The sequence below is a fragment of the Lysinibacillus sphaericus OT4b.31 genome (assembly GCF_000392615.1).
Lineage (GTDB): Bacteria > Bacillota > Bacilli > Bacillales_A > Planococcaceae > Lysinibacillus > Lysinibacillus sphaericus_B.
Window position 1 is genome coordinate 2070691 of record NZ_KB933398.1, and the last position, 25999, is coordinate 2096689.

Sequence of the window (25999 nt, forward strand, 5' to 3'; positions counted from 1 at the left end):
AAGAAGTGCATGCTTCTACAGCGCAAGTACTTGGTCTAAACAAAAACTAATCAAATAAAAAATAAAGAACCTTTCATCCGTCTTTGGATTGAAGGTTCTTTTTTACATTCATGGCAGGGGACTACTTATCTTGGGTCACCTGAACGATGGCTGGCACCACCCGAGCGTTCGCATGAGATACCAGAGCGAAAGTTGGCTTAACCTGAGCGTTCGCAGGGGTTACCCGAGGAGAAACCCAGATATGTTAGTGATTATATTTCTACAGGGATTATTGTGAGTTTAAAACACTGCAGTTGTAAACATTGTAGATATCCAGTATACTTTTTTCGGTATAGAAGAATTGAAATGATAGAGAAAAAGGATGAGTATAGATGACGTTTGAAGAGGTATTACCATGTTTAAAAGCGGGCGAAAAAGTAATTCGTGATGGTTGGGGCGGTGCTGAGTTGTATGTGAAGCTTGTTGGGCCAAGCGAACATAATGGCGAGAATTTGAATCCCTATTTTTTAATTAATGTACGTGGCGAGGGTTACACAATGTTCACACCAACTGTCTGCGATTTGTTAGCGGAAGATTGGATAATTGTAGGTTAATCGTTAGCGAAGTCATCTCAATAGTTAGTTGAGGTGGCTTCTTTCTGTTTCGTAAGCGTAGGCTAACGTGCTAGTTTTTGTTTACCGTATCCCGCAGTAACGTTCAGTAAGCCGCCGACCATGAGGAAGAGGTTGGCGAACAACTGCCCGTAACAGCCCGATTGGTTTAACTACCAATCAGTGGAGATGAAGATCCCTCACTGATTCGAGTTTCACTTTATAGATGAGGAGAGATGTTATGAAGTTTGAAGAATATGCAGGTAAGACAGTCTTTGTAACGGGCGCTGCCTCTGGTATCGGTCAGGCTCAAGCCATTGCATTTTTAGAGAATGGAGCGAATGTATTTGGCTTTGATTTGGATGAGCATGGGTTATTCAATTTACAACAACGATATCCCGAACGTTTTGCTTATAGGTCAGGTAGTGTCTGCAGTAAGGAAGACGTAGAGCAAGCGTGTGAACAAGCCGTTTCAACATATAAGCAAGTGGATATTTTATGTAATACTGCAGGCGTGTTAGATGGCTTCGCAAAAACACTCGATACGGATGAGGCGCTATGGGATAAAATTATGAATACCAATGTTAAAGGTACTTATTTTGTGACGAATACGCTATTACCACACATGTTAACGCGAAAATCAGGCATTATCGTAAATATGGCCTCTATTGCGGGGCTTGTTGCTGGCGGTGGAGGTGCGGCTTACACAGCCTCCAAACATGCGATTGTGGGGTATACAAAACAATTAGATTTAGATTATTGTCGTGAAGGGATTCGTGCCAATGCCATTGCACCTGGTGCCATCCAAACACCGATGAACAAAGCAGATTTTGAAGGGGATGGGGAAATGGCAAAATGGGTTGCCAATGAAACGCCTGCGGGTCGCTGGGCACAACCAAGCGAAGTGGCAAGTTTAACACTTTATTTGGCTAGTCAATCAGCTGATTATATGCATGGGGCCATCATACCGCTTGATGGCGGTTGGCTTACAAAATAACATTGTTCAATAGTAAATTCTTCTGTTATAATACGCAAGTAAGCAAAATTCAGCTTGCACTACGACACTTCAGATAGGGCGATAGGCTCTCTTCCTTTGGTCGTAGTTATGACTAAAATAGCGAATTAGCTATTTTACAAAGGAGAATAAAATTGAATAGTTCTATTTTAAAAGACTCATCCCGCACGTCTGTAAGTGAGCTTACAAAGACGGCACTTGTCGCGGCCCTTTATGTGGCTGTAACTGTTTTATTGTCAGTCATTAGTTTTGGGGCTGTACAGCTACGTTTGTCGGAAATGTTCAACTACCTGGCGTTATACAACAAGCGTTATGTAGTAGCAGTGACAATCGGCGTAATCTTGGCCAATTTTATGTCACCCACTTGGATTTTAGATGTACCCATCGGTGGGATTGCGACATTTCTTGTGTTACTTCTTTGCCGGAAAGTAACAAAAAATATATCAAATGATATAGTGAAAATGGTTGTGACCGCATTGATTTTTGCTTTATCAATGTTTACCGTTGCAGGTCAATTAACAATCCTCTATGATCTGCCGTTTTGGGCAACTTGGTTTACGGTTGGAGTTGGGGAGTTATTGTCCATGACTGTTGGTGGTGTGACGATTTATTTATTAAATAAAAAAATTGATTTATCGAAATAATATAAAGTACATTCGTAAGAGTGATAGTGTAAGACCGTAGTCAATCTCGAAAATATATCGAGATTGACTACGGTCTATTTCTTTTTCTAGCAATAGTTTGATGTAGTTTTATTCAACCGTAACGGAAAGCTCTTTCACAAGAAGGGATGAGGAGCCGTACCCGTTTGGAAGGAAATAAAGTTCTGTGCTGGTTTCTTCAATATTTTGCATGAAATCAAAGAAGTTCCCAGCGATTGTCATCTGCTTAACAGGTGAGACGATTTTGCCGTCTTTGATATGGAACCCTGTTGCTGCAACAGAAAAGTCGCCAGAGATGGTATTGGTACCAGAGTGAAGACCGGATAAGTCTGTAATAAGGAGTCCTTCCGAAATGGAAGCTATTAAGTCAAGTTGTGTTCGCTTGCCAGGTGTAACATATAAATTTTGAGGTGCAATTGTTAACGTACTTTTGTAAGAACTCTTATGCGCATGTCCGCTAGTTTCGCCGCCTTCTAGTTTTGCTGTTTTTCGGTTATGAAGAAGCGTTTGCAAAATTCCATTTAAAATAATCGCTTGTTGTTTTGTCGCAACACCTTCCCCGTCAAAATTTGACCCAGTCAAAGCACATGGATGAAATGGGTCATTAAACAATGTGAAAGCATCGGAAGCCACTTTCTGTCCAACTTTACCTTTTAATAAAGATTGATTCTTTTGGGCATTTTCAGCTGAGAATATAGGCATAAAGGTTGCAAGTAAAGAAGCTGTTGCGTCGTTGCGCAAAATAATTGGATATTTACCAGAAGGGATAGATTTCTCCCCAAGATTAGCAAGTGCTTCCTCGGCTGCTTCTTGTGCAATTTCATCGACATCTAAAGCATAAAAATCACGTGTCATTTTCAAGTAGCCAGCAGTTTTCAATTCGTCACCATCTTTGACAACTGTTGAAATAAAGATAACTAAGCCATTCTCTTTTTGCGATAAAGACAGGTGCTTACTATTTACTAAAGACCGTTCAGTTGAAAACTCTTGCAGTAAACAGTAATCAAGCGTGACCACTCGTGGATCATACGACCGTATTTTATCTTCAATAGCTTGTAGTAGTGCGATTTTATCTGAAAATTCGATTTGCGCTAGTTCTTCACTGTAGAATTGGTGACGTGCATATTCGCTACTCCCTTCGAAAATATCGATGCCTTCATCCTCTTCAAGTATATCTGCATTTGCTTTGGCACTATCGATTAAAAATGGAATGGAGTCTTCATCAAGTTTTTCTGTATAGGAATAGCCCATTTTCCCGTTAAAAAGCCCTCGTAGACTAAGACCCCCATCTTCAGATGTTTCGTAGCTATCAATTTGTCCTTCATAAAGCTTACATGCAAATGATTTCTTTCGTTCAAAATAGACTTCCGCTTCTTTAAAATCAGCGTCTATCGCTTGTTGTAGCAGTTTGTCTTGGAATTCAGCGATTCTCATAAATTATTCCCCCTTTGTTCCACCAACTGTAATTTCACTAACACGAATCATCGGTTGACCGACATTCACTGGAAGACTGCCACTGACTGATCCACACATGCCTGCACCATGCGCAAGATTATTTCTGACACGATCAACTCGTTGTAATGTTTTTGCACCATTTCCAATAAGTGTTGCACCGCGTACAGGACGATCAATTTTACCATCTTTTACGGTATAGGCTTCCATGACCGCGAAGTTATAGTCACCAGTAGACGGATTTACTTGTCCGCCACCCATATATTTTGCATATATACCATATTCGGTTGCAGCAATAATTTCTTCTGGTGTGGATGTACCTGGTGCAATATATGTGTTAGTCATACGCGATGTTGGACTGAAACGGTAAGATTGGCGACGTGAAGAGCCAGTGGATGCAGTATTCATGCGACGGGCATTAAATTTATCAATTAGATAACCTTTCAAAATACCCTTGTCGATTAAGATGTTTTTTTGCGATTTTTCCCCTTCATCATCAATATTGAGAGAACCCCATTCATTAGGAAGAGTGCCATCATCAATATATGTAACAATATCGGGTGCCACTTTTTCACCAATTCGATTGGCGAAAACGGAATTGTTTTTTGCGACTGCTGTAGCTTCAAGCCCATGACCACAAGCTTCGTGGAAAATAACGCCCCCAAACTCATTATCAATGATGACGGGGAATTTGCCGCTTGGACATTCATCAGCATGAAGCATCGTGACTGCAATACGTGCTGCTTCTCCTGCATAGTGTTGAAGATCAAGGTTTTCAATAAACTCAAAACCAGCATGTGCACCAGGACCGTAGAACCCGGTTTGCATTTCGTTACCCTCGCAAGCAGTTGCCTGAATGGAGAGTCTACTATAAATACGTGTATCTTCAACAAATTTACCTTCCGAATTGGCAATTAAAATATGCTGTGCTTCATCTAAATAGCGAATACCAACCTGACTGATGCGTTCATCATAATTTCGCGCGATGTCATTTGTCTGGCGCATGATGGCAGCTTTTCTTGCATGTTCGACACTGTTTGGGATTTTTAAGATTTTGTGAATAGGGGTAATGAGTTCTTTTTGGAGCGGGTGAATGGTACCAGCAGCCCCCCCTTGGATAGCTAGTGCAGCCCTTTTTGCCGCTGCTAGTAGGCCTTCTTCAGAAATATCGTTTGTATAAGTATAAATGCTTTGGAGACCACAAAAAATACGAATGCCAATGCCGAAATCACGCCCAGAAATACTTTGCTCCATTTTGTTGTCCCGTAACATAAGTGAATTCACATACTTATCTTCAATGAATAATTCTGAAAAATCACCACCTGTAGTAAGAGCTGCTTCAAGTACATTTTCAATGACTGACTGTTTAATCATGTATCTTCCCCCTTTGCTTAATTATAGCGTACTTATTATAGATATTTACAGAATAATAGAAAGATTCCGCATTCTGGTTTTTTAATTATAGGATGTTAGAGAAATATTTCATGAAAGAAGAGAGGATTTAAATCTCCATGATATTGCCATGTGCTTCAAGAAGTTCGGAAAAAGAACAAATAGAATATTATATATTTTAAGTTACTAAACAGGTAGTGAAGGATTCAGGTTTTGGGATGTTCGGAAATTTTTTAATGCAAAATATTGCAAAAACTAATATGATTAGTTAAAATGTGAATAACCTTAGTTTTAGAAGGAGAGTAAACAATGAAAATTACAAAGATGGATACAATTTATCAATTATCATTTATGCCAAGATTATTTCCTGTAAATTGTTATTTCGTAGAAGAAGAAAACGGGCTTACACTTATCGATGCTGCCCTACCATATAGTGCAAAAAGTATATTAAATGCGGCTAAGAATAGCGGAAAGCCGATTACAAAAATCATTATTACACACGCGCATAATGATCATATAGGGGCACTAGATACGTTAAAAGAATTATTGCCTGATTGTCAGGTGTACATTTCTTCTAGAGATGCGCTGCTATTGGAAGGAAACGCTATGTTGCTACCACATGAAAAAAACGTAACTATTCGTGGCGGTCTTCCGAAAAAAATTATAACCAAACCAGATGTATTACTAGAAGAAGGTGATTGTGTTGGTTCATTAGAAGTAATTGCTACTCCAGGTCATACACCGGGGTCTATCTCACTTTTCGATACACGTAATAGAAGCTTAATTGCTGGTGATGCACTCATAACTAGAGGGAAGCTGGTAGTATCGGGCATGATGAATCCGCTGTTCCCGTTCCCTGCTCTAGCTACGTGGGATAAAAACACAGCTCTAGAAAGTGCCAAAAAATTAAGTGAATATAAACCAAACTTACTCGCTGTTGGTCATGGAAAGATGTTACAGCAACCACAGCAACTTTTGGATAGGGCTATCGCACAAGCAGAAATAGCATTTTTACAATCGAAATAGGAAGTGAAAATAACATGGCTCGACGTATAAAATTAGATTTATCGATTATTTTACAACAGGCAACAGTGTTAGTAGATGAATATGGGGTAGACCAACTTTCAATCGGGTTATTAGCTGAAAAATTGACAGTGCGACCACCTTCTTTATATAACCATTTAGATAGTTTAGATGGATTAAAGCAAAAACTAGCTATTCAAGGACTAAAAAAGCTCAATGAAACCATGCTTCAATCTGCGGTGGGACGCTCAGGTGATGATGCCATCCGTGCAATTAGTCAAGCGTATATACAATTTGTAAGAATGCATCCGGGGCTTTATGATGCTAGCACGCGTTTTCCAGATGCAGATGATCTTGAGTTACAGCAAGCCCAGGAAGCTGTTGTGCAACTTGTAGTTCAAGTACTAGATGCCTATAAATTGCAAGAAGAAATGGCGATTCATATGGTTAGAGGATTACGAAGTATTTTACATGGATTCACTTCCATTGAACAGATGGGCGGATTTGGGATGCCACTTGATATTAATAAAAGTTTTTCAATCCTCATAAATACCTTTATTGAAGGCATTCATGCAGTTGGATCCAACGAAGAAGGCTAAGATTGTTTTGGTATGCGTTGTATTGAGTACTGACCTTACCGTTTAATGGGAGAAAGCGATGTTCACTGTGAAAGTAGCTACTGTTAATCTAGTTCTTTAAGTCATGACATAATTCTACTCATCTTTAGCCAAACTAATGGAAATGACATGGGAAGGTGAGTACATGCACAACGACTATAATGCAGGAGACATTGTCTATATTTTTTATCGGAATCCACATATTCAGGATGTAGCGAATATACAGGAAGCTGCGGTGGTAAATAGTCCAGATAATCCAAATGAATTAGCGCTTTTTCTGTTTGAAACGTATTATCCTTTAACGAATGATCTTGTGGTATTTGCAAGTGAAATGGATGCGGAACAGGCGTATCATCAGTATTTTCATTGATGGAGGGCCCACATGAAAAAACCATTTACACCCCAGCTTGTTTATTTTGAGCCAGATGCACTAGATTATCCGCTTGGTCAAGAGCTGAAAGAGAAATTCGACAACATGGGCGTGGAAATTCGCTATACGACTTCTCATAATCAGGTACGCAATCTGCCAGGTGACAATGATTTGCAAAAGTACCGGATTGCTAAGTCCACCCTTGTTATCGGCATTCGAAAAACGTTGAAGTTTGATACATCCAAACCTTCAGCGGAATATGCCATTCCCTTTGCGACAGGGTGCATGGGGCATTGTCATTATTGTTATTTGCAAACAACGATGGGGAGTAAGCCGTATATCCGCACGTATGTCAATGTAGATGAAATTCTTCAGGCAGCTGATCACTATATGGCTGAGCGAGCTCCTGAAATTACACGATTTGAAGCATCGTGTACGTCTGATATTGTGGGGATTGATCACTTAACACATACGTTGAAAAGGGCGATTGAGCATTTTGGTCAAAGTGAATTAGGCCAATTGCGCTTTGTGACAAAATTTCATCATGTGGACCATTTACTAGATGCCAAGCATAATGGCAAAACTAGATTTCGTTTTAGTGTCAATGCCGATTATGTCATCAACAACTTTGAGCCAGGCACCTCACCATTAGACAAACGTATAGAAGCTGCGGGAAAAGTAGCGAGGGCTGGTTATCCACTTGGTTTTATCGTAGCGCCAATTTATCTTCATGAAGGTTGGGAACAAGGCTATTATCATATGTTTGAGCGGCTGGATGCGGAATTACCGCAAGATGCACGGGATGATATCACGTTCGAATTTATTCAGCATCGATTTACAAAGCCTGCTAAAAGAGTGATTGAAAAAAACTACCCCATGACAAAGTTAGAGTTGGATGAGACTGTGCGAAGGTATAAGTGGGGCAAGTATGGGATTGGTAAATATATCTATCAAAAAGAGGAAGAAGCAGACATAAAAGAGCATCTCTACGGCTATATGAAAAAATTTTTTCCTAATGCGAAATTAGAATATTTTACTTGATGTGCTCACACTGTAGACAAACTCGGCAAAAAAATTGAGTTTGCCTACAGTCTTTTTAAGTAAAAATAATCAGGTCCGGAATAGGCCAATCGCTTTTCGCGGATGTACCAGCGAGCCTCTTCCTTCGCTACGCTTCTTAGCTAGTCGTTTTTTCGCAGGAGTCTCGCAGTCTTACAAAATGAACACGATTAATCGCTAATCCCTTAGGTCACTGCAGATACGCTCGAATGGCGAGAAACACAAACGGCGTAATTGCTCATAAGAGACACTGACTTTACTTGACCAACACACATTTTGAACGAAAAACCTCAGAAAAATCAAAAGGTCTCGGGAGTGCCCAGCATTTCTGAAACCTTTTGTCTTTAATCTGGTGATGTGCTTTTTCGCGGATTGCTGCTACATGCACTGTATAATCCTATTGTCGATGGTAAGCCTAAATGGATAAGGTCAAAAAAGGGGAGATTACACTTGTACTCATTTCAACCAAACTGTTGGTCAGAGCACGAGGAGCTTGAGGTTGTAATGCTTTGTGCGCCCTCTAAATTGGATGTGCCAGATTTAAAAACCGCAGAACATGTGCAATGGAGCGCTTCTGTACATCATGCAAAAGCAATGGAGAATTTCATGGAATTTAAAGGTGCTTTACAACATGCAGGGGTGAAGGTCATCGATTATTCAAAGGAACTAACAGCGGATGTACAGCAACTAAGTGATCAGCTCCTGAATCGGTATTTTGTTCGTGATTTAGCCTGTGTATTTGGCAACATGATGTTACCGGGAGAAGCGGGCATTTCCATGAGACGCCCTGAGTATGTTCAAGCGCAAGCACTACTGGAAAATTGGTTTCCTAAAAGCTTTACACACATCAAAGACCCGCGAAAAGCATTGGAGTTTGGGGATGTACTGATTCTCAATAAAGACGCTGTGCTTATGAATATCGGTGTACGAACTACAATAGAAGGAGTGGAGCGTGTAAAGGAGAAAATCTTCGAAGCGGGTTTTGCTGAAATCGGCATTATTGATTTGCCTCGAAGCTCGGATACACTCCATTTAGATATGAACTGCAATGTGGCACATGAGGATCTCGTCATGGCCAAGAGCTTTATGCGGTATTTTCCTATCCATGTATTGACGGCACAATCATCACGTTTTGATATGACAGCGACATTTCTCAAGCACCACGGCTTTGATGTCTATTGGCTTGACAAATATAATACGATTCCTGATATTAACTTTCTGAACCTTGATCCAGAAACACTATTGATTAGTAAGAAAGCAACCAAGCAATTATTTAAAAATCATCCAAAATTACAAAAGAAAAATATTATTGAAATTGAAGTGACGGAACTCGAAAAAGGCGGCGGCGGTATTCGCTGTATGACCCTACCATTATTGCGGAAGAAGTAATTTATCTTACAGGCATCGGAGTGATTCTAATGGCATCAAAAACAAGCAAAGGTCGTATGTCCTGGTGGCAACTGTCACTTCTCGGAGTGGGTTGCACATTAGGGACAGGCTTTTTTCTTGGGACAAGTATGGCTATCGAGAAAAGTGGTCCAGCAGTGTTAATTCCTTTTTTAGTAGCGGCAATTGGCACCTACCTCGTCTATGAAGCACTTGTGAAGATGTCTGTCGACAATCCGGATAAGGGATCTTTCCGTACTTATGCCAAACAAGCATTTGGCAAGTGGGCTGGATTTAGCAATGGATGGGTTTATTTGATATCTGAAATGCTGATTATGGGAAGTCAGCTGATGGCATTAGGAATCTTTACACAGTTTTGGTTTCCGAGCCTGCCGTTATGGATTGCGACGTCCATTTATGCCGTACTTGGATTATTTGTCATTCTTACGGGTATGAAGGGTTTTGAAAATTTTCAAAATATCTTTGGTGTGCTGAAAACCGCTGCCATTGTCGTGTTTATTGTTGTAGCTGTCATGCTCGTGATAAAAGGGTTCAACAGTGAACCAAGACAACTAGATGCTTTCATGGAAAACTATCAGAGCTTCTTTTCAGAGGGTGTCAAAGGAATATGGCTTGGATTATTGTATGCATTTTATGCTTTTGGTGGAATCGAAGTGATGGGGCTATTAGTCATTGATTTAAAAGATCCCAAACAAGCGCCTAAAGCTGGAAAAGTGATGATTGTTGTACTAACTACGATTTATGTTATGGCGATTGCCTTTGCACTTACGCTTGTTCCTTGGGGAGCGTTTCATGTGGATGAAAGTCCGTTTATTACGGCACTTGAAAATTATCACATTCCATATGTAACGGACATCATTAATGGCATTTTAATCATTGCAGGTTTCTCCACAATGGTGGCTTCCTTGTATGCTGTACTGACAATCATAACGACCCTTGCAGAAGATCAAGATGCACCAGCTTGTCTAGCCAAAAAAGGGAGAATGAATGTCCCGTTTCCTGCGTTTCTCTTTATAACAGGTGGTTTACTCTTCGCCATTGTCATCGGGTTTTTAATACCGGAAAAGATCTTTGAATATTTCATAACAGCTGCCGGCCTGATGCTGATTTATAATTGGCTCTTTATTTTAGTGACGTATGCAAAGCTTATGGATTTAACGACAGTGCAACACATGAAAAATGGCATAGGTATGGTATTGATAGTGGTCACTGTATCCGGCACGTTAGGCGAGAAAACAAGCAGACTCGGGTTTTTTGTGAGTCTGCTTTTCATAGTCATTATCGGAATCGCAACCATGTTCAAGATGAAAAAATGGCGAAATCATCAGCGTACTTGATGACGGCTGTTACTCCCGCGGTGGAAACTTGAGTTCCTGTTGCATCTTAAAAAATGGACATGTAGCTGGACTACGTTCATCATCACTGATAAAATATTGTTTCCATTCGTGATTGTCTGCTTGCCCATACCATTTTAAATCGGGATGACCTGGAATGGCATCATAGGCATCAATGCGCTTGCGTATTAATTTTTTTAATTTGCGTCCGAAGACAGTCGAGTCGTTCATGTCCGCAAACACCCAGCGTGGCTGAAATGCCATGAACAGAGTGGGAAAGGAACGGCTTTTACGTAATTGATGAGCCGGCGTAGCACAAAATACAAAATAAGGCTCACCGTTAAAGCAAAATTCCCATTCATAATGGGATGGGTCTGACGGAATATCTGCTGGCCAATCCTTGTCATCAAATGTGGTTAATCTGTTTAAAACAGACCAAAACAATTGTCGATAATCCTCTACCTCATAGCCTTTAAGTAGCTCTTCAGGTGTTTCAAAAAAAATAGCCAGTGAGGTAAATCTCCCTGAGGTTCGCGCGCATAGATCGTACGCCTTTAAGCAATCTGCTAATTCTTTTGCGCTATGAACCTCTCGTGGATCTCCAACAAAACCATATCGCAGCTCATTCGATAAATAGCCCTTTCTTGCTGGGATACAAGGGAACGTGTTGGCGTCATCAGCAATCATGGCAGAGAAGGCTTTATAAGCGGTCTGCTGCCATATGGGGAGGGTTTCCGAATGTTTGTCTAACCAATGCTTTTCTAAAACTGCACCCACTTGAGTCTCCTCCTTCTATACATCCTTAGACTATTAATGAAGAACTTATTGGGTGACGACTCACACGTAATTATTAAAAAAATAACTACATATGCTTGCTTATGGAAATCTTGAGCACAACACTACGCTCTACATTGCTTGTTTAACGAATGATTCAGTGATGTTAAAATTACACTAAGATGGTAGTAAATGATTATTTCGGTTTTACTTATCGTATCATGAACAGGGTAGAAGAAGGAATAATAGAAGAATAAAAGTTCAGGGTTACTCACTGGTTTGACAAAGTAAATAGCGAGATTGCTTGAAAGGGTGAAGGTAAAATTGACTCAATCGATTGTGAAAGTAACAAATCGTATGTTAAGCATCATGACAAGGGCAGAAAAGGAAGCGGAATTGTCAAAATATAAAATGTTACAACCGGTTCATTTACTGATTGCTTGTTTGGATGAAAAAGGCGGAGCACTTGGGGAAATTTCATTGAAGTGCACCTTAGAGGTAGCTTCTTTGAGGATTTTGGCAGATGAGCTGTGTAAGGATTCAAATCAAAATACCGCAAAATGTAACTTTTTCAATGTTCCAGTAACAGAAGAAGTGTTAACAGTCTTGGAAGTGGCTTTTCGATATATGAAGAGATATAAGCAAGTCTACATGAATGAAGGCCACTTACTCAAAGCATTAATGACGACTAACATGCTTGACCACCATTTTGTTTCAGAAGAAAACAAGAAATTACTATTAAGCCTTGGGGCGACCTCCAGAGATATGATTTCGCACCTTGGCAATTATACATTTCCACAAGTGAATTCGACCATAATTCGTAAAGTTAATCCGAACGATGCAAACGACCTTATTCATTTTGTGGAACATCAATTTTCAAAACAATGGTCAGAAACTATTAGAAATGCATTTTTGTTAGAAGAACCTTCTGTATATATAGCTTTCGATTGTAAAGGTGAAATAGTAGGGTTTGCTGCTTTTGATGTATTTGAAAATAGAAAATGTTATTTTGGTCCGATGGGTGTATCAGAATCTAATAGAGTTAAAGGAATCGGCTATTCTTTGCTGCATCATTGTTTAAAAGATATGCATGATATCGGCTATGAATATGCGATTATTGGAGGAGCAGGTCCGATAGAATTTTATGAAAAAGCGTGTAATGCAGTAGTAATACCTACAGCATAGTAAAGCCTGATAAAGTGAAACTTCAATCAGTGGGGGTTTTCTTCAGCCCCCACTGATTGTTAGTTGAACCAATCGGGCTTTTACGAACAGTTGATCGTCCACCTAGTTGACTCGTTCTCAACTTTCCACTTGATGTGGGCGTCTTACTGACCGTTAATTTTGGAAAAAGGTGATGAGTATTGATGATGAAAAAAGTTAATGCCGAGACAATTCCTCGGTCCATAAGCAACCTGCTATCTCTTGCGACCTCACATCATAAAGTTGAGCAAGAATATGAAAAATATGTAACTTCATCAAATCGAACATTATATAGTTTTGACATTGCAGGGGAAGTAGTGGGGTGTATCGGGATTGAACAAATAAGTTTAATTGCGTGCGAAATTAAACACATTGCAGTATTTGCCAATCGAAGAGGACATGGTATTGGCAGCAAAATGATACATTCTATTTCTGATAAATATTCACTGATTTCTGCAGAGACGGATCATGATGCCGTAGCATTCTATCGAAACTACGGTTTTACGATAACGAGTTTAGGAGAGAAGTATCCAGGTGTAGAACGATTTCTATGTGAATATAAAAAACCAATAATTATTACCTAGGAGGGTTGAGAATTTGAGAAAGACTGAAATTGTTCCTTGGACAAAAAATTGGGAAGAATCCTACAATCAAGAAGCGAAAATACTGAAAGAGATATTTCGCAATGAATTGCTTGAAATATTTCATATAGGTAGTACAGCAGTTCAATGCATTGGGTACGCAAAACCAATCATAGATATATTAATCGTAGTAAAAAAAATTGAAAATGTGGATGTATAAGCTGATAAAATGCAATCAATAGGGTATGTCGCAAGAGCGGAAAACGGAATAGCTGGTAGAAGATACTTCCCTAAAGGCCTAGATAAAAGGACGCATCATGTACATATTTATCAACAGGGGCATGAGAATATTGAAAAGCATCTAAACTTTAAAGCATACTTATTCAATAACCCTGACATAGCAAAAGAATACGATAATTTAAAAATTAAACTTGCCAATCAGTATCCGGAAGATACACATCTCTATCAGAAGGGCAAAGAAGATTTTGTCAATCAGCTTGTTGCTCAATCATTTAGATGAAAAAAAAGGAATTAACTAAAAATAATGTGGTTTTAAGAAATGTAGCAAATAACGGAGGACAAACAATGACGATTAGAAACTCAGCCAAGGCTATTATCATTAGTGGAGAAGGTAAAATATTATTAACAAAAAATCAGGATAATGAGGGGTATTTTTATCTTTTTCCTGGGGGAGGACAAGAACATGGCGAAACCATTCCACAGGCATTAGTAAGAGAATGTGTGGAAGAAATAGGACAGGAAGTAGCAATGGGTGAGCTACTTCATATTCGGGATTATATAGGAAAAAACCACGAGCATGCTTCCTTTGATTTTGATGTGCACCAAGTTGAGTATTATTTTCTGTGCAACCTAATTGATGACAGGGACCATACCAAAATACCAACAAATCCAGATAGCCATCAGGTTGGGGTAGAATGGTTACCTATTCATGATTTACTGCAATATCGGATCTATCCTAAAGAACTAAGAAAGTGCATAATACAGCATGTTAATAATCAAAAGTCTCCGATTTATTTAGGCGATGTAAATTAAGAAGCTGTTTTGTCATCAAGGCATCTGACCGTAAAAGTATTGTGAATTCGATACGATAGATCTGGATGTTTTGTATTGAGTGATATGTACGTAGTCAGTGGATTGGAACGGAAGGGGCAACGCTTCCGAATCCTATTGGCTACGAAAGCGTGAGTGGAACGTAGCGGGTAGAGCGGGACAGTTGAGTCCTGGACTGAGCAAAATGATGGAAGCGGCTTGGTTCCACCCGCAGTGAACATCAATGGTCTTATTCAACGATAACATAAAAGAATCCACTTTGATTTTTCAAAATGGATTCTTTTAATTTTTTTTAACGATAATTTTGAGGCATTGTGGTCTATTTTTGACGATTGAATACCTTACTTTGTAGTACATTTAATGCATGATGAATTTCCGCTAAATCTTCCTCCGAAACATTTTGCATAAGCTGTTGAAAACGTGCTTCAACACAGGCAAAAGCCTCATTCATCATATTTTCTCCATCATTCGTAAGACAAATATATTGTTTTCTGCGGTCCTCGGTATCAGTAATTTTTTGGATTAGATTTTTTTCTAGTAGTTTCTTGAGCTCACGGCTTGTATTAGGCAACGACATATGCTGGCAATCACTGATTTCAGTAGGCGTGACAGGCTGGCTTACTTTTATATATTCCAGAATTTTATATTGAACCGGCGTAACGGTGTCGATGTTAACGTTTTGTGTTAAATCATGTGTTACTTCATGAACGGCAGTTGTAAACGTGACAAATTGATTGAATAATGATTTCTTGTCCATAGTACTCACCTCTTATTGACAAGATAACAAATAACTTATCCTAAAACAATTATCATTTGACAACTAAATAAAAGGAGGGTATTATTTAGTTATCAAATGATAAGTAATGGAGGATGTTATGAAAACATTAATTATTTACACGTATCCCAATCATAAAAGCTTGAACTTCGCCTTTTTACAGGAGGTTATCAAAGGCTGTAACGAAAATCCGTACATAACCGAATTACAGGTCCTAGATTTATATGAAGAAAATTTTAATCCAATCTTAGAATTTAATGAACACAAGCGTCGCCGTGATATGTATCGTGATCCTAAGCTAGAAAAATATAGAGAACAACTTACGTGGGCCGACAAAATTGTCTTTGTGTATCCGATATGGTGGGGAAGACCCCCAGCAATGCTTCTGGGCTATATTGATCAATTATTTGCGGCCAATTTTGCTTACAGAGATAAGAAGGGACTATTACCAGAGGGGCTGCTAAAGGGAAAATCAGTCGTCTGCGTATCTACTATGAAGGGTCCTGCAAAATATCCGCTTTTATGGCTGAATAATGCCCATAAAGTTTTGATGAGAAAGGCTTTATTTAATTTCGTAGGGATTAAGAAAGTGAAGTTCTTTGAATTTGGCAATATGGAGAGTAAAAAAGGAGGTCAACACAAAAAATTAGAAAAAATCTATCAGTATTTTAGAAAAGTAGCTTCCTAGTAAGTGATGATAAAAGCAGACGATGCCAAAAGAATGTCGCAACGTCTGCTTTCATGTTCATTTTATACCTTCCAGGGGCAGTGTAATAGTAAATGTTGTATGTTCGGCAAGCTTACTTTGAACCGTGATGTTACCGTGATGCATATCGAGTATTTTTTTTACAATGGATAATCCGAGGCCGCTGCCGCCATTTGTAGCAACCCGCGATTGATCTGCTTTATAAAAACGTTCAAAAATATGCTTTTGTTGTTCTTCGGTCAGTCCGATACCATTATCCGCAATCATAACGGTCACAGTATTATTTTGAGAAGTCATTGAAATGTTAATCTGGCCATCATTCGGTGTGAATTTTATGCTATTGGTAAGCAAATTCATCCATACTTGATTCATCAAGTCCTCATCCGCCATAATCGATACGTTTTTCAATTGAATAGCCATGGTAATATTTTTGCCTAACCAACTGGGTTCAAGAGATAACACAACATTTCGGAGTTGCTTATCTAGCCGATAAAGCTTAGGTTCGAATGGGGGATGTTGAGATTCTAGTGACGTGAGCTTTAGTAAATTATCACTAATCTTCGATAACCGATGACTTTCCATTTCGATGATTTCTAAATAGTGATGCCGTTTGTCCTCCGATAAGTTCATGTTTTTCAATGCCTTGGCAAAGCCATTTATAGAGGTGAGGGGTGATTGAATTTCATGGGAAACATTCGAGATAAATTCTTGCCGCATTCGTTCTAATTCACCTAACTCTACAGCCATATTGTTAATACCACTAATGAGTTGGCCAAAATGATCATTATCCTCATCTGACTTGATATCTAATTGAACACTAAAATCCCCTTTGGCAATGCGCCCGATGGCATCGACAATAGTATCCCAATAATTACGCTGTTTTTTTAACCCCAGTAAAAAAATGACGGCAGCTGAGCAGGCGAAGAGCACAAATACAGCAATTACGGTATTTAACTGCAGCCAAAATCCCTGAGGGTGTTTTCCGAACCAACTGTAGATCCAAGAAGTGATATGAAAGGCCATAAACGCAAATAATATATTGGCCAATAGAAAAACAGTCAGTACCATGATCAGCTTGAGGACGAATTTCCAATATTTCATGATTGCAGTTCCAATCGATAACCGAGTCCACGAATCGTCTGTATGGCGAATCCACTTGTTTCTTCGGGAAAGCGTTCGCGCAGTCTTTTGATGTGAACGTCCACTGTCCGTTCATCACCCTCATAGTCAAATCCCCAAATCTCTTCTATTAACTGGTCTCGGGAGAATGTCTTCCCAGCATAACTTGCTAACGTAAATAAAAGGTCGAATTCCTTTAAGCGCAGTGTAATATGCTCGCCATCATACACGAGTTCGTACGTATTACGATTCATTTTAACGTTGCCAATTTCCACAGTTTGCGATAAGGAAATATGATAGCGCTTTAGAATGGATTTTACGCGAACGATTAACTCAGCTGGTTCAAATGGCTTAACAAGATAATCATCTGAGCCGAGGTTGAATCCTTTTACTTTTTGAGCGGTTTCGCCCTTTGCTGTCAACATTAAGATGGGTAAGTCGTTGTTATCGTGCCGTATTTCCTTGCATAGCTCCCAGCCGTCCATATTCGGCATCATAATGTCCATAATAACCATATCCACTTTTTCCGTTTCAAGCTTGGACAGTGCGTCTACACCGTCCACAGCTTCTACTATTTCTAAGCCTTCATTTTGTAAAAATACTTTGACTAATTCTCTAATGTGATTATCATCATCCACAACTAATAGTTTTGTCATGATAACAAATCCCTTCGTCTTTACTCTTTTATACGTAATTGCTGTTTGGCAAACTCTCTGTACATGTCGTGTGTTTTAAATAACGATTCATGGGTGCCACTACCGGTAATATGTCCTTTCTCAACAAATAGTATTTGATCGGCATCTACTACGGTAGAAAGGCGGTGCGCAATGACAACAGTCGTTCTGCCTTGCATTAAATTATCCAATGCTTTTTGAACATAAATTTCTGACTTACTATCAAGACTAGAGGTTGCTTCATCTAACATTAAAATTTGCGGATCACGCAGTAATGCGCGTGCTATGGCAATCCGTTGTCGTTGTCCACCGGATAGTTTAATGCCACGTTCGCCGACTTCTGTTTCATATTTATCGGGTAGTTCATCAATAAACTGATCGGCATAAGCCATTGTTATCACTTTCTGAAGTTCATCATCTGGAATGTCTCTGCCGATGCCATAGCAAATATTTTCGCGAATTGTTCCAGAAATCAGTGCACTTTCTTGTGCGACATAGCCAATCAGGCTTCTCCAAGAATGTAAGGAGAATGTTTCAATCGGTGTATCTCCAAGTGTAATGATTCCTTTAGTAGGGCGATAATATCGTTCTAATAGGGAGAAAGTCGTCGTCTTTCCTCCGCCACTAGGCCCAACAATAGCTGTTACTTTACCTGGCTCAATGGTGAAATTGATAGCAGATAATATGGCTTCCTCACCATAAGCAAAGTCTACATTTTTCACATGAATCGGGTCCTTGACTGTCGCTAATTGTTGCCCCTCATAAATATCTTCTTCTTCGTGTTCAAGTAAGGCACTGATGCGTTCTGTGGCACCCATCGCTTTTTGCAATTGTGTGAAGAACATTGTTAATTGCGTCATTGGCATGATGATTTGAATTAAATATAAAATAAACGCTACCATGTCGCCAGCTGTGAGCTCACCAGAAGAAACACGCACACCACCATAGCCGATTATCGCAACGAGTACAGACATCAGTACAAAGGAAATTAACGGTGAAATCAGTGCATGGATTTTTGCTTCTTTTAAGCCAAAGTTAAATAAATTGGTAATGCCTTTTTTACCACGTTCGTATTCAATGGTTTCGGCATTAGAAGCCTTCACTAAGCGTGTTTCTGGCAATACTTGATTTAATACCGCTGTAAACTTCGCCGTTTCGTCTTGCATACCTTTTGAAATCACAAACATGCGCTTCCCTAATAACATCAAAATAACCATTGCTACAGGAACAGCTATTAGCATGACTAATGTCATTTTCCAATCTAAAAATAATAGGATAATCACGGAACCAACAATAGAAATAACACCTGTTAAACAGTTGGCAAGATGTTCAGTAATGAGCTCCTTAACCACTGCTGTATCATTCGTTACGCGACTCAACGTTTCACCTGTATCATTATTATCATAATAAGGGATTGGTAAGTGCAGTAACTTTCGCCATAACTGATCTCTCAATTTCGCAACAACTTGGTGACCAACACGGTTTAAAAAATAGATAGAAAGTCCACTCGCGATGGCCTGTGTGATAAATGCGACACCTAATAAAATAATTTGCCAATAATTAAGGGACTCTAATGAAAAGCCATCCACCAGTTTTTTGGTGAATAATGGAACGATAAAGCCAACACCAGTAGTCGCTAAACTCATACATAAGGCAATGATTAAAAGCAGCTTGGGGGGTTCTGCTTGTTTTATAAGACGTATAAATCGTCGCCAATCTGTTGATTTAGCTTCCTTTTTTGTTTCTTTCATGATTCAAAATCCTCCTCGGTTTTCCTAAAGCAAACGTTTAGTACTGCTATGTTCATTACTATAACACTTGATTATGAACTGAATATGAAATGAAAAAGGAAAAAGCCACTCGCTTTCCGTGGGGGGCAGCTAGCTCGGTCCGCCACAGGAATCTCACAACTTTTCCCTCTCGATACGCAAATCAGGGGTATGTGGTGCAATTATGGTGAAAAACTTACAGAAAAATAGACTAACTCGCATTTGAACAAAAAATCAAAAGGTTTCGGAAATGTCCAGCATTCCCGAAACCTTTTGTCTTCAATCTGAGGCAAAACTAAATAATAATTTTTGCCTTTCATGTTGTAAATAATTGATACTAATTGTTAATAGCCATCATCAAGTAAAAATCCTAGTACGCCAAAGCCGACTATTAAGACTATGTATAAAGCAATCGCAATCAGCGCCCAAACTAAAGCTGATTTCGCCGCTTTAGGCTTATTGTCCTTCCATAAAAAATACATAATAAACCCTATAAGTGGGGTACAACAAACGGAAAGGATGTTAATCGCAACATTGGCTTCGTCAACTTCTGGTTGTGTTTTATGTACACGAACACCACATTTTGGACAAATTTCTGCTTGTACTGCAATTTCCTCACCACAGTGTGGACAAAACATAATTATTCCTCCTAAAGATAATTAAAAAAACTGCCATTTTCCTACTAGTTTTCCCTCGTAGTGCTTTTTCCCGACTAAATAAGCATCAATTATTATTAGTAAACCAACGATAACGAGTCCAATTCCAAATGGAATAAAAACTGAAAGTGCAAAAATAATCAAAAGAAGAAATCCTTTTCCTACTTGCTTATTAATGATTTGACCAACCCCAGGTATTAATAATGTAAGTAATGTAGGAATCATGGGATGAAAGTTCTCTGTAGATTTTCTGGTATTTTTTAAAATAATTCCACATGTAGTACACATTTCTTGAATAGCATTAGTGTCACTACCACAGTTATGACAGTGATTATGTACTGTGAAATTTCGAACACCACATGTTGGACAAATTTCTAATTGGTCTGATAGAGTAGCTGCACAGTATGTACAATACATTTTGATTGCTCCTTAACTAAAAAATAATGAACCTATATATTTTCCTATGTTGTAAAAATAAATTGTTAGATCCCAAAATAATAGAACGCCATGTATAAAGATATATACGATGCCTATACCACCGAGTATACCTGTCAAAAGACGCCGAAGATTATTGCTAATCCACTTTCTAAATAATTGTCCTGTCCCATCAATAATCATTGGAATTGTTAAGATAAGGGCATATACAAAAGGGGGAAGGGAGTAGAAACCTACGATGAAAATGCCAATGATATATCCTACATAAATTCCCGTACAGCGAGCACAGATAGGAAATTGAACCCCTTTATAAAAAAAGGAGCGACTAGGAATCCTATGGCAAAAGAACAGATATTGAAAATTTTGTTTCATGCAATCACCTAATTTAATCAATTTATTCAACAAAAGGAAACAAAATATATAATATACCAAAAAAAGAACAAATGGTAGTATTTTCAATGAAGAAGAGGTATTTATATGTATATATTGTTTAGGTAATAGAGATTTATACTTATAAAAAGTACTTGTATAGAATGAGTAAATGATATTTTATTGATAGGTTAGATATATTTATTACATTTAATGAAATTAAGGTTCTTATTTTGGAGCGTTTCATATAAAGCCATTTACTAATAAACCTAAATATTTTTGATAGCATCCTTTTATTAGCTTATTTAGCAAAAATCGTGAGTAGTCATCAGCAAATGAGCCACTGAATTGATGATGAGTGTTGCGGAATTATTTCTTCATGGCATCAGGCAGCCAATTACATAGAATCACCATTTGCCGAGTTCTTATTAACAACCCTGTGATTCTCTTTGGCGATGAGCTAACCGGTGCTTTAAATACAAAAGCAACAATTGACGTGATGAATATTTTAACAGATATCAATCAGTTAGGAACGACCATTATGCTGGTGACACAGGCTGCAAAGTTACTGTTAAAACAGAGGGTAGCCTTATGGCATTAAGCACATCAAAAAACCACCTTATATAGTAGTAGTGAAAGTATTCTACACTAAATAAAGGTGGTTGTTATTTGTTTGTAATGAAAAAAATCGTATTTTCTGTTATTAACGTCGTCTTCTGCGCCTTCTATTGGGCCTCGGACGAGGACGGTGCCTGTTGGACGGGAACATCGGTTGGGTTAGAGGACGAACCTGATCATCTTCTTGAGCATCCGTATCTTGCACGTCATCTTCATGTAGGACATCATCGTCTTGCATTGCAGAATGCTCTTCAGCAGAGTGTTGTGTTTGTTTGGTTGAGGACGCGATGTTGTGCGTATTATTTAATAGTGGGGTTGTTTGCTGGGGGGTGTTTGTGACAGTAGTCGTGCTTTGATGTTGTTCCGAAGTATGCTGTGTTTCGGCATGGGGCTGTTGAACAGAGTGAACATCTTTCATGACAAGTATTGGACGCATCATATCGTGATCTTCGTGCTCAAGGAAATGGCAATGCCACATGTAATTCCCGATATGATCTTTCCAGTGCATAATAATTTTTGTAACTTTGCCGGCGTCAGCCTTGACGGTATCTTTCCATCCTTGCTCATAGTCATGAGGCTCTTCGGGTGGCCCTGTAAATTCGAGTTTACCCTCGTTTTGATAGAGTTCAACATCAAATGGTCGTCGTTCTAGAATTTTAAATTGAATTAGATGAATATGGATTGGGTGGATGAAGGGCGTGGTATTAATAAAATTCCATACTTCTATACTGTCCAGAGCCGGTTTTTCAGTTGCTGGGTCGTGGAACATTCGATCGTTTAATAGTAACATCGGTCTGCCAAAATCATCTGTAGAAGCGCTAAGTGGCAGATTGCGCTCGATATGCGCATGATGAGGGTGCAAATCCATTGATACAGCGAGCCTCTCTGGTATATCACTGGTATCCTCACATTGCAGTGGTCGATTAACTTTAAATTGCATAATCATGTTAGTATGCTCATCAATAAAATCAGTATCGGCATTCAGTAACGTAATTTCCTGACCTGCACAATCTGAAAAATCAATGACGACATCTGTTCTTTCAGCAGGCAATAACGCAACGGATTGAATTTCACGAGGGGCTGTTAAAAAGCCGCCATCCGTACCTAGTTGAATCATCGGTTGGTCATTTGAAAGACTGACGACATAGCCTCTTCTATTGGAGCCATTTAGTAAACGGAATCTGTATTTTCGAGGCTCGACATTTAAGTAAGGCCATACCTTGCCATTGACAACGATGGTATTACCGACAAATCCTGGTGTAATGGAAGGGTGAACGGGCACAGGGAATGACGGCGCATCGGGATAGAAGAGCGAGCCATCCTGATTAAAGGATTTATCCTGTATCAATAGCGGGATTTCATAATCCCCACATGGTAAGTTTGAGCGTTCTTCAATAGTATCTCGAAGCAAGTAGAAACCGGCAAGACCAGCGTAAACGTTTAATCGTGTTAAAGCCATTGCGTGGTCGTGATACCACAATGTCGTTCCGGGTTGATGATTGGTATATTCATGGATTTCTTTATTGAATTTCGGTCCTGTGTGTATAAAATCTTTCGTGTACCATGCTTCGGGGTGCCCATCGCTTTCCCAATCTACATTTGCCCCGTGGAGATGCGTAACGGTTCTTACCTCCTGTGAGTCATTTGCGGCGTGAAGGGTGAAGTCCACCGGTAAAAAGTGTTTGTATGGCAGTTGGTTTTTATATTTGACGTATATGGTTTTATCTTTTGAAGCTTCGATGGTTGGTCCCGGATAGAGCCCATTGTATCCCCAAATAGTTGACAGTGGAAAACGCTTATGGAAACGATGCTCGGCTTCCATCATCTGTAATTCATAATATTCTCTTCTCGGTTGGCCACTACAGTATTTCGGCTTTGCGGTAACTGGCTTCGGTAGTTCATCTACAAATTTAGGAATAGTAGCTGGATCAGAAGGATTCACTTTTTTGTACAAATCATCACGTCCCTTAAGTTTTTACATAAAAAATACGCAAGCTACTACAGTATATGGGTGAAAATAATAAGAAACTAGGACAATAATGGAAGTAATTGTGCTACGATATAAAAAAATCGAAGTGCAAAAATTCTTGAAAATAGCGTAGGGAACTATTTATCTAGTTGAAACGTTTCTTTCGTACTAAAGAAGGGGTGTGCAATAAACAAATAATTTTTCATATATCGGCAAGATGAGAACATAGTGTCTTTTCATGTGGGAAATCAGATTGAGGAGGCAATTTTTTTGCATGTACAAAGCTTTGATGCCCTACACACTAATGTATTTCAGTACATATAGCGGAAACTGTGCCGTGCTATTATGGTGACTGCTCATGAAATTCCTATTACAAATGCGGCATGCGCGGAAAAATAGTGATGCTCCTGGTATCGTCACCTAGCTGTTTGTTAAATGGCAGCTAAAAAAGGCTACCGCGAAGGCAATTGCACGTGCGATGAGGGACGTGGATGAGCGTTTTCTTTCGGGCAGTGTTTAGACACGATTTGGAGAGGCAACGAGTTTACAAGTGGCATATGAAGCGGTTATTGATCGTACCTATACGGTAACAGGTTCTTTAACACCATGGCGAAAATGAAATTCAGCTTTAATGATTACTTTGCACAAGGAGCTTGCCAGTACGAGCGAACTAGTACCCTTACAGGCAGATACACTTTGCTTGCATAGTGATAACCAGCGCCTTATCCATAACGAGTTAAACGAGCAGGAAATCGAAATTTGAGCTATAACTAAGTCGTAATATGGTAAAGTTTTAGCGGTAATTTATGGGAAGTTTTAGAAAAGAAGGACGAGGCTAGGGGTCTTGGCTTATAATTGACATATAGTTTATCTGCTACGCTGAGGTGTGTATCGAATCTAAAGTAAATTCCGGGCATAGAGAAGTGGTGATTAGTTGGAATTAGCAGTAGATGAGTTAAATAAAACGATCCTGGAAATGCGCACGAAAGGGCTTTTGACAGAAGCCTTAGTGCTTGCTGAGCAAGGATTATTGGTCGCATTAGAGAACGGCAATTATAGGCATGGATTGGATTTATACTATCAAAAAATATTAATTCATCATGCTTTTGGTGACACATTAAGCATGGTGAAGCTAATTCAAGAATACGAAGCATGTTGTCAAAAGTATGGCACCACAAAAGACATCATGCATTTTTACCTTGTGATGTCCTTAATATATGATTTGGTTGGCGTCAGAGAAAAGACGGTAGAAATGACCAAAAAATCAATTGCGTATGCAACGGAGCTCAAGGATAGTATCATTCTTGTACGCTGTTATAGTAACCTATGTTATCTTGAAGTGGAAAAGGGAAGTTATGCGGAAGCTATGCAAGCGGGATTATTAGCAAAAGAATACAATAAAGTGCTTGTTAAGACACAGCCAGAGTTGGCGAAATTACATGAAATTCGCATCAATAACAATATAGCGGACGTTTATATACTAGAAGGGGAATTTGAGACTGCCCAAGCTTTGCTAGATAGTACGTTAAATTCAGAGCTTGTACAGAATCATAAACGTGAAAAGGTAGCCGCTTTGTTTGGTTACGGTTTTTTATATGAAAAACAGCAAAAACTTGATGAGGCAGTGACATATTATAAGCAGGCGATAGACCTTGCACAATCTTATGGAGATAATCCCATTAAAAAGAAAGTAATGCGCATGCTTTTAAATGTACTCTATGAATTGGATTGTCGTGATGAAATTTTTGAAGTGCAGCGAGCTTATATCGAGCTTACGGAAAAAATGAGTGCAGATAATTTGCTACAACAGGTGATGTATTTAGAATTTAATCAACAAAAGGAAAAGCTTGAGAAAAAGGCTCTATATGATCCGCTGACAGGTGTACTAAACCGTCACTTTATAGACTCAGACCTAAAGGAATGGATGCGGAGAGCGCAAAATTGTCAACTTTTCGTGGGAGTCATTGTGCTCGATATAGACTATTTTAAAACGTACAATGATCGACATGGTCACTTATTTGGCGATATGATTTTACAGCTACTTGCTGGGGGCCTAAGAGAATTTTTACGTAAACAGGACGCCGAAATTATTCGCTATGGTGGTGATGAATTCATCATCTGCGTTCGCAACAAAGACGGGGTGTCCATAAACAAGCTTGTGATGGATTTGCACGCTTACATTTTGACACTAACGCTTGCACACGAAAATGATAATTATCCAATCAAGGTTAGTATGGGTGCCTGTATTAATGATCAAAAAAATTATGACTTTAAAAAACTATTTGAGCAGGCCGATCGTAGCTTATATAGAGCTAAAAATGATGGACGTGCGAACTATGTTATTAGTGAGCTCTAATAA

26 protein-coding genes and 1 pseudogene are annotated in these 25999 nt (G+C 39.1%); 16 read left to right on the top strand and 11 right to left on the bottom strand.

Going from position 1 to position 25999, the window contains the following annotated elements; genetic code table 11:
- Positions 1–371 precede the first annotated feature (371 nt).
- The 3 genes from H131_RS09445 to H131_RS09455 all read left to right on the top strand — a co-directional run bounded on the left by H131_RS09445 (position 372) and on the right by H131_RS09455 (position 2249).
- Complete coding sequence (locus tag H131_RS09445) at positions 372–593, top strand: DUF2829 domain-containing protein (protein WP_010858887.1); 222 nt, start codon at positions 372–374, stop codon at positions 591–593.
- A 238-nt stretch (positions 594–831) separates the two neighbouring features.
- On the top strand, positions 832–1587 hold the full coding sequence (locus H131_RS09450) for a 3-oxoacyl-ACP reductase (RefSeq protein ID WP_010858888.1): 756 nt from the start codon (positions 832–834) through the stop codon (positions 1585–1587).
- 152 nt (positions 1588–1739) lie between these two features.
- On the top strand, positions 1740–2249 hold the full coding sequence (locus tag H131_RS09455) for a QueT transporter family protein (RefSeq protein ID WP_010858889.1): 510 nt from the start codon (positions 1740–1742) through the stop codon (positions 2247–2249).
- A gap of 108 nt (positions 2250–2357) precedes the next feature.
- Here the strand turns inward: H131_RS09455 and H131_RS09460 are convergent, their stop codons facing one another.
- The gene (locus tag H131_RS09460) at positions 2358–3701 is read right to left on the bottom strand and encodes a TldD/PmbA family protein (protein ID WP_010858890.1); all 1344 of its coding nucleotides are present in this window, start codon (positions 3699–3701) and stop codon (positions 2358–2360) included.
- A gap of 3 nt (positions 3702–3704) precedes the next feature.
- Positions 3705–5093, bottom strand: coding sequence for a TldD/PmbA family protein (locus H131_RS09465; protein WP_010858891.1), 1389 nt, complete (start codon positions 5091–5093; stop codon positions 3705–3707).
- A gap of 327 nt (positions 5094–5420) precedes the next feature.
- Here H131_RS09465 and H131_RS09470 point away from each other — a divergent pair, with 327 nt between their 5' ends.
- The 6 genes from H131_RS09470 (at position 5421) to H131_RS09495 (ending at position 10924) form a co-directional block, all read left to right on the top strand.
- The gene (locus tag H131_RS09470; protein ID WP_010858892.1) at positions 5421–6137 is read left to right on the top strand and encodes an MBL fold metallo-hydrolase; all 717 of its coding nucleotides are present in this window, start codon (positions 5421–5423) and stop codon (positions 6135–6137) included.
- A 14-nt stretch (positions 6138–6151) separates the two neighbouring features.
- Positions 6152–6733: a TetR/AcrR family transcriptional regulator gene (locus tag H131_RS09475; protein WP_010858893.1), complete on the top strand. Its 582-nt coding sequence runs from the start codon at positions 6152–6154 to the stop codon at positions 6731–6733.
- 163 nt (positions 6734–6896) lie between these two features.
- The gene (locus H131_RS09480) at positions 6897–7121 is read left to right on the top strand and encodes a transcriptional regulator SplA domain-containing protein (protein WP_010858894.1); all 225 of its coding nucleotides are present in this window, start codon (positions 6897–6899) and stop codon (positions 7119–7121) included.
- Between the two features lie 12 nt (positions 7122–7133).
- Positions 7134–8162, top strand: coding sequence for a spore photoproduct lyase (splB, locus tag H131_RS09485; protein ID WP_010858895.1), 1029 nt, complete (start codon positions 7134–7136; stop codon positions 8160–8162).
- 468 nt (positions 8163–8630) lie between these two features.
- Positions 8631–9569: an arginine deiminase family protein gene (locus tag H131_RS09490; protein ID WP_010858896.1), complete on the top strand. Its 939-nt coding sequence runs from the start codon at positions 8631–8633 to the stop codon at positions 9567–9569.
- Between the two features lie 29 nt (positions 9570–9598).
- Positions 9599–10924, top strand: coding sequence for an amino acid permease (locus H131_RS09495; RefSeq protein ID WP_010858897.1), 1326 nt, complete (start codon positions 9599–9601; stop codon positions 10922–10924).
- 9 nt (positions 10925–10933) lie between these two features.
- Here the strand turns inward: H131_RS09495 and H131_RS09500 are convergent, their stop codons facing one another.
- Complete coding sequence (locus H131_RS09500) at positions 10934–11698, bottom strand: YqcI/YcgG family protein (RefSeq protein ID WP_010858898.1); 765 nt, start codon at positions 11696–11698, stop codon at positions 10934–10936.
- A gap of 321 nt (positions 11699–12019) precedes the next feature.
- Here H131_RS09500 and H131_RS09505 point away from each other — a divergent pair, with 321 nt between their 5' ends.
- The 4 genes and pseudogenes from H131_RS09505 (at position 12020) to H131_RS09520 (ending at position 14532) form a co-directional block, all read left to right on the top strand.
- Positions 12020–12880 (top strand): GNAT family N-acetyltransferase, encoded by an 861-nt coding sequence (locus H131_RS09505; protein ID WP_010858899.1) that lies wholly within the window; start codon positions 12020–12022, stop codon positions 12878–12880.
- A 182-nt stretch (positions 12881–13062) separates the two neighbouring features.
- Positions 13063–13482: a GNAT family N-acetyltransferase gene (locus tag H131_RS09510; RefSeq protein ID WP_010858900.1), complete on the top strand. Its 420-nt coding sequence runs from the start codon at positions 13063–13065 to the stop codon at positions 13480–13482.
- Positions 13483–13495: 13 nt separating this feature from the next.
- A pseudogene (locus tag H131_RS09515) lies at positions 13496–13999 on the top strand (GrpB family protein).
- A 65-nt stretch (positions 14000–14064) separates the two neighbouring features.
- Entirely contained in the window at positions 14065–14532 is a 468-nt protein-coding gene (locus H131_RS09520) for an NUDIX domain-containing protein (protein WP_010858903.1), read from the top strand.
- A 337-nt stretch (positions 14533–14869) separates the two neighbouring features.
- Here H131_RS09520 and H131_RS09525 read toward each other — a convergent pair whose 3' ends face one another.
- Entirely contained in the window at positions 14870–15307 is a 438-nt protein-coding gene (locus H131_RS09525; protein ID WP_010858904.1) for a MarR family winged helix-turn-helix transcriptional regulator, read from the bottom strand.
- Between the two features lie 118 nt (positions 15308–15425).
- Here H131_RS09525 and H131_RS09530 point away from each other — a divergent pair, with 118 nt between their 5' ends.
- Positions 15426–16013, top strand: coding sequence for an NAD(P)H-dependent oxidoreductase (locus tag H131_RS09530; protein ID WP_010858905.1), 588 nt, complete (start codon positions 15426–15428; stop codon positions 16011–16013).
- Positions 16014–16070: 57 nt separating this feature from the next.
- On the opposite strand, the gene H131_RS09535 is transcribed toward H131_RS09530, so the two are convergent.
- From H131_RS09535 to H131_RS26105, 6 genes are all read right to left on the bottom strand, one after another.
- The gene (locus tag H131_RS09535) at positions 16071–17132 is read right to left on the bottom strand and encodes a sensor histidine kinase (RefSeq protein ID WP_010858906.1); all 1062 of its coding nucleotides are present in this window, start codon (positions 17130–17132) and stop codon (positions 16071–16073) included.
- Positions 17129–17806 carry a response regulator transcription factor gene (locus H131_RS09540; RefSeq protein ID WP_010858907.1) on the bottom strand — a complete coding sequence of 226 codons (678 nt, stop codon included), beginning with the start codon at positions 17804–17806 and terminating at the stop codon, positions 17129–17131. Before H131_RS09540 ends, H131_RS09535 begins: the two co-directional genes overlap by 4 nt.
- 20 nt (positions 17807–17826) lie before the next feature.
- On the bottom strand, positions 17827–19575 hold the full coding sequence (locus tag H131_RS09545) for an ABC transporter ATP-binding protein (protein WP_010858908.1): 1749 nt from the start codon (positions 19573–19575) through the stop codon (positions 17827–17829).
- Positions 19576–19937: 362 nt separating this feature from the next.
- Complete coding sequence (locus H131_RS09550; RefSeq protein WP_010858909.1) at positions 19938–20231, bottom strand: zinc-ribbon domain-containing protein; 294 nt, start codon at positions 20229–20231, stop codon at positions 19938–19940.
- Between the two features lie 21 nt (positions 20232–20252).
- Entirely contained in the window at positions 20253–20666 is a 414-nt protein-coding gene (locus tag H131_RS09555; RefSeq protein ID WP_010858910.1) for a hypothetical protein, read from the bottom strand.
- A 12-nt stretch (positions 20667–20678) separates the two neighbouring features.
- On the bottom strand, positions 20679–21056 hold the full coding sequence (locus H131_RS26105; protein ID WP_010858911.1) for a DUF2085 domain-containing protein: 378 nt from the start codon (positions 21054–21056) through the stop codon (positions 20679–20681).
- Positions 21057–21432: 376 nt separating this feature from the next.
- On the opposite strand from H131_RS26105, the gene H131_RS23090 reads away from it, so the two are divergent.
- A complete protein-coding gene (locus tag H131_RS23090; RefSeq protein WP_010858912.1) occupies positions 21433–21654 on the top strand; it encodes a P-loop NTPase family protein in 222 nt (73 codons plus the stop codon).
- A gap of 102 nt (positions 21655–21756) precedes the next feature.
- Here H131_RS23090 and H131_RS09570 read toward each other — a convergent pair whose 3' ends face one another.
- Positions 21757–23625: a multicopper oxidase family protein gene (locus H131_RS09570; protein ID WP_010858913.1), complete on the bottom strand. Its 1869-nt coding sequence runs from the start codon at positions 23623–23625 to the stop codon at positions 21757–21759.
- A gap of 949 nt (positions 23626–24574) precedes the next feature.
- Here H131_RS09570 and H131_RS09575 point away from each other — a divergent pair.
- On the top strand, positions 24575–25996 hold the full coding sequence (locus H131_RS09575; protein ID WP_010858914.1) for a tetratricopeptide repeat-containing diguanylate cyclase: 1422 nt from the start codon (positions 24575–24577) through the stop codon (positions 25994–25996).
- Positions 25997–25999 lie beyond the last annotated feature (3 nt).

Excerpts from the sequence above, each read along its gene's own strand:
- H131_RS09445 (WP_010858887.1), top strand. The coding sequence starts at position 372 with ATGACGTTTGAAGAGGTATTACCATGTTTAAAAGCGGGCGAAAAAGTA.
- H131_RS09450 (WP_010858888.1), top strand. The coding sequence starts at position 832 with ATGAAGTTTGAAGAATATGCAGGTAAGACAGTCTTTGTAACGGGCGCT.
- H131_RS09460 (WP_010858890.1), bottom strand. The coding sequence starts at position 3,701 with ATGAGAATCGCTGAATTCCAAGACAAACTGCTACAACAAGCGATAGAC.
- H131_RS09465 (WP_010858891.1), bottom strand. The coding sequence starts at position 5,093 with ATGATTAAACAGTCAGTCATTGAAAATGTACTTGAAGCAGCTCTTACT.
- H131_RS09470 (WP_010858892.1), top strand. The coding sequence starts at position 5,421 with ATGAAAATTACAAAGATGGATACAATTTATCAATTATCATTTATGCCA.
- H131_RS09475 (WP_010858893.1), top strand. The coding sequence starts at position 6,152 with ATGGCTCGACGTATAAAATTAGATTTATCGATTATTTTACAACAGGCA.
- H131_RS09480 (WP_010858894.1), top strand. The coding sequence starts at position 6,897 with ATGCACAACGACTATAATGCAGGAGACATTGTCTATATTTTTTATCGG.
- splB (WP_010858895.1), top strand. The coding sequence starts at position 7,134 with ATGAAAAAACCATTTACACCCCAGCTTGTTTATTTTGAGCCAGATGCA.
- H131_RS09495 (WP_010858897.1), top strand. The coding sequence starts at position 9,599 with ATGGCATCAAAAACAAGCAAAGGTCGTATGTCCTGGTGGCAACTGTCA.
- H131_RS09510 (WP_010858900.1), top strand. The coding sequence starts at position 13,063 with ATGATGAAAAAAGTTAATGCCGAGACAATTCCTCGGTCCATAAGCAAC.
- H131_RS09520 (WP_010858903.1), top strand. The coding sequence starts at position 14,065 with ATGACGATTAGAAACTCAGCCAAGGCTATTATCATTAGTGGAGAAGGT.
- H131_RS09525 (WP_010858904.1), bottom strand. The coding sequence starts at position 15,307 with ATGGACAAGAAATCATTATTCAATCAATTTGTCACGTTTACAACTGCC.
- H131_RS09530 (WP_010858905.1), top strand. The coding sequence starts at position 15,426 with ATGAAAACATTAATTATTTACACGTATCCCAATCATAAAAGCTTGAAC.
- H131_RS09535 (WP_010858906.1), bottom strand. The coding sequence starts at position 17,132 with ATGAAATATTGGAAATTCGTCCTCAAGCTGATCATGGTACTGACTGTT.
- H131_RS09540 (WP_010858907.1), bottom strand. The coding sequence starts at position 17,806 with ATGACAAAACTATTAGTTGTGGATGATGATAATCACATTAGAGAATTA.
- H131_RS09545 (WP_010858908.1), bottom strand. The coding sequence starts at position 19,575 with ATGAAAGAAACAAAAAAGGAAGCTAAATCAACAGATTGGCGACGATTT.
- H131_RS09550 (WP_010858909.1), bottom strand. The coding sequence starts at position 20,231 with ATGTTTTGTCCACACTGTGGTGAGGAAATTGCAGTACAAGCAGAAATT.
- H131_RS09555 (WP_010858910.1), bottom strand. The coding sequence starts at position 20,666 with ATGTATTGTACATACTGTGCAGCTACTCTATCAGACCAATTAGAAATT.
- H131_RS26105 (WP_010858911.1), bottom strand. The coding sequence starts at position 21,056 with ATGAAACAAAATTTTCAATATCTGTTCTTTTGCCATAGGATTCCTAGT.
- H131_RS23090 (WP_010858912.1), top strand. The coding sequence starts at position 21,433 with ATGGCATCAGGCAGCCAATTACATAGAATCACCATTTGCCGAGTTCTT.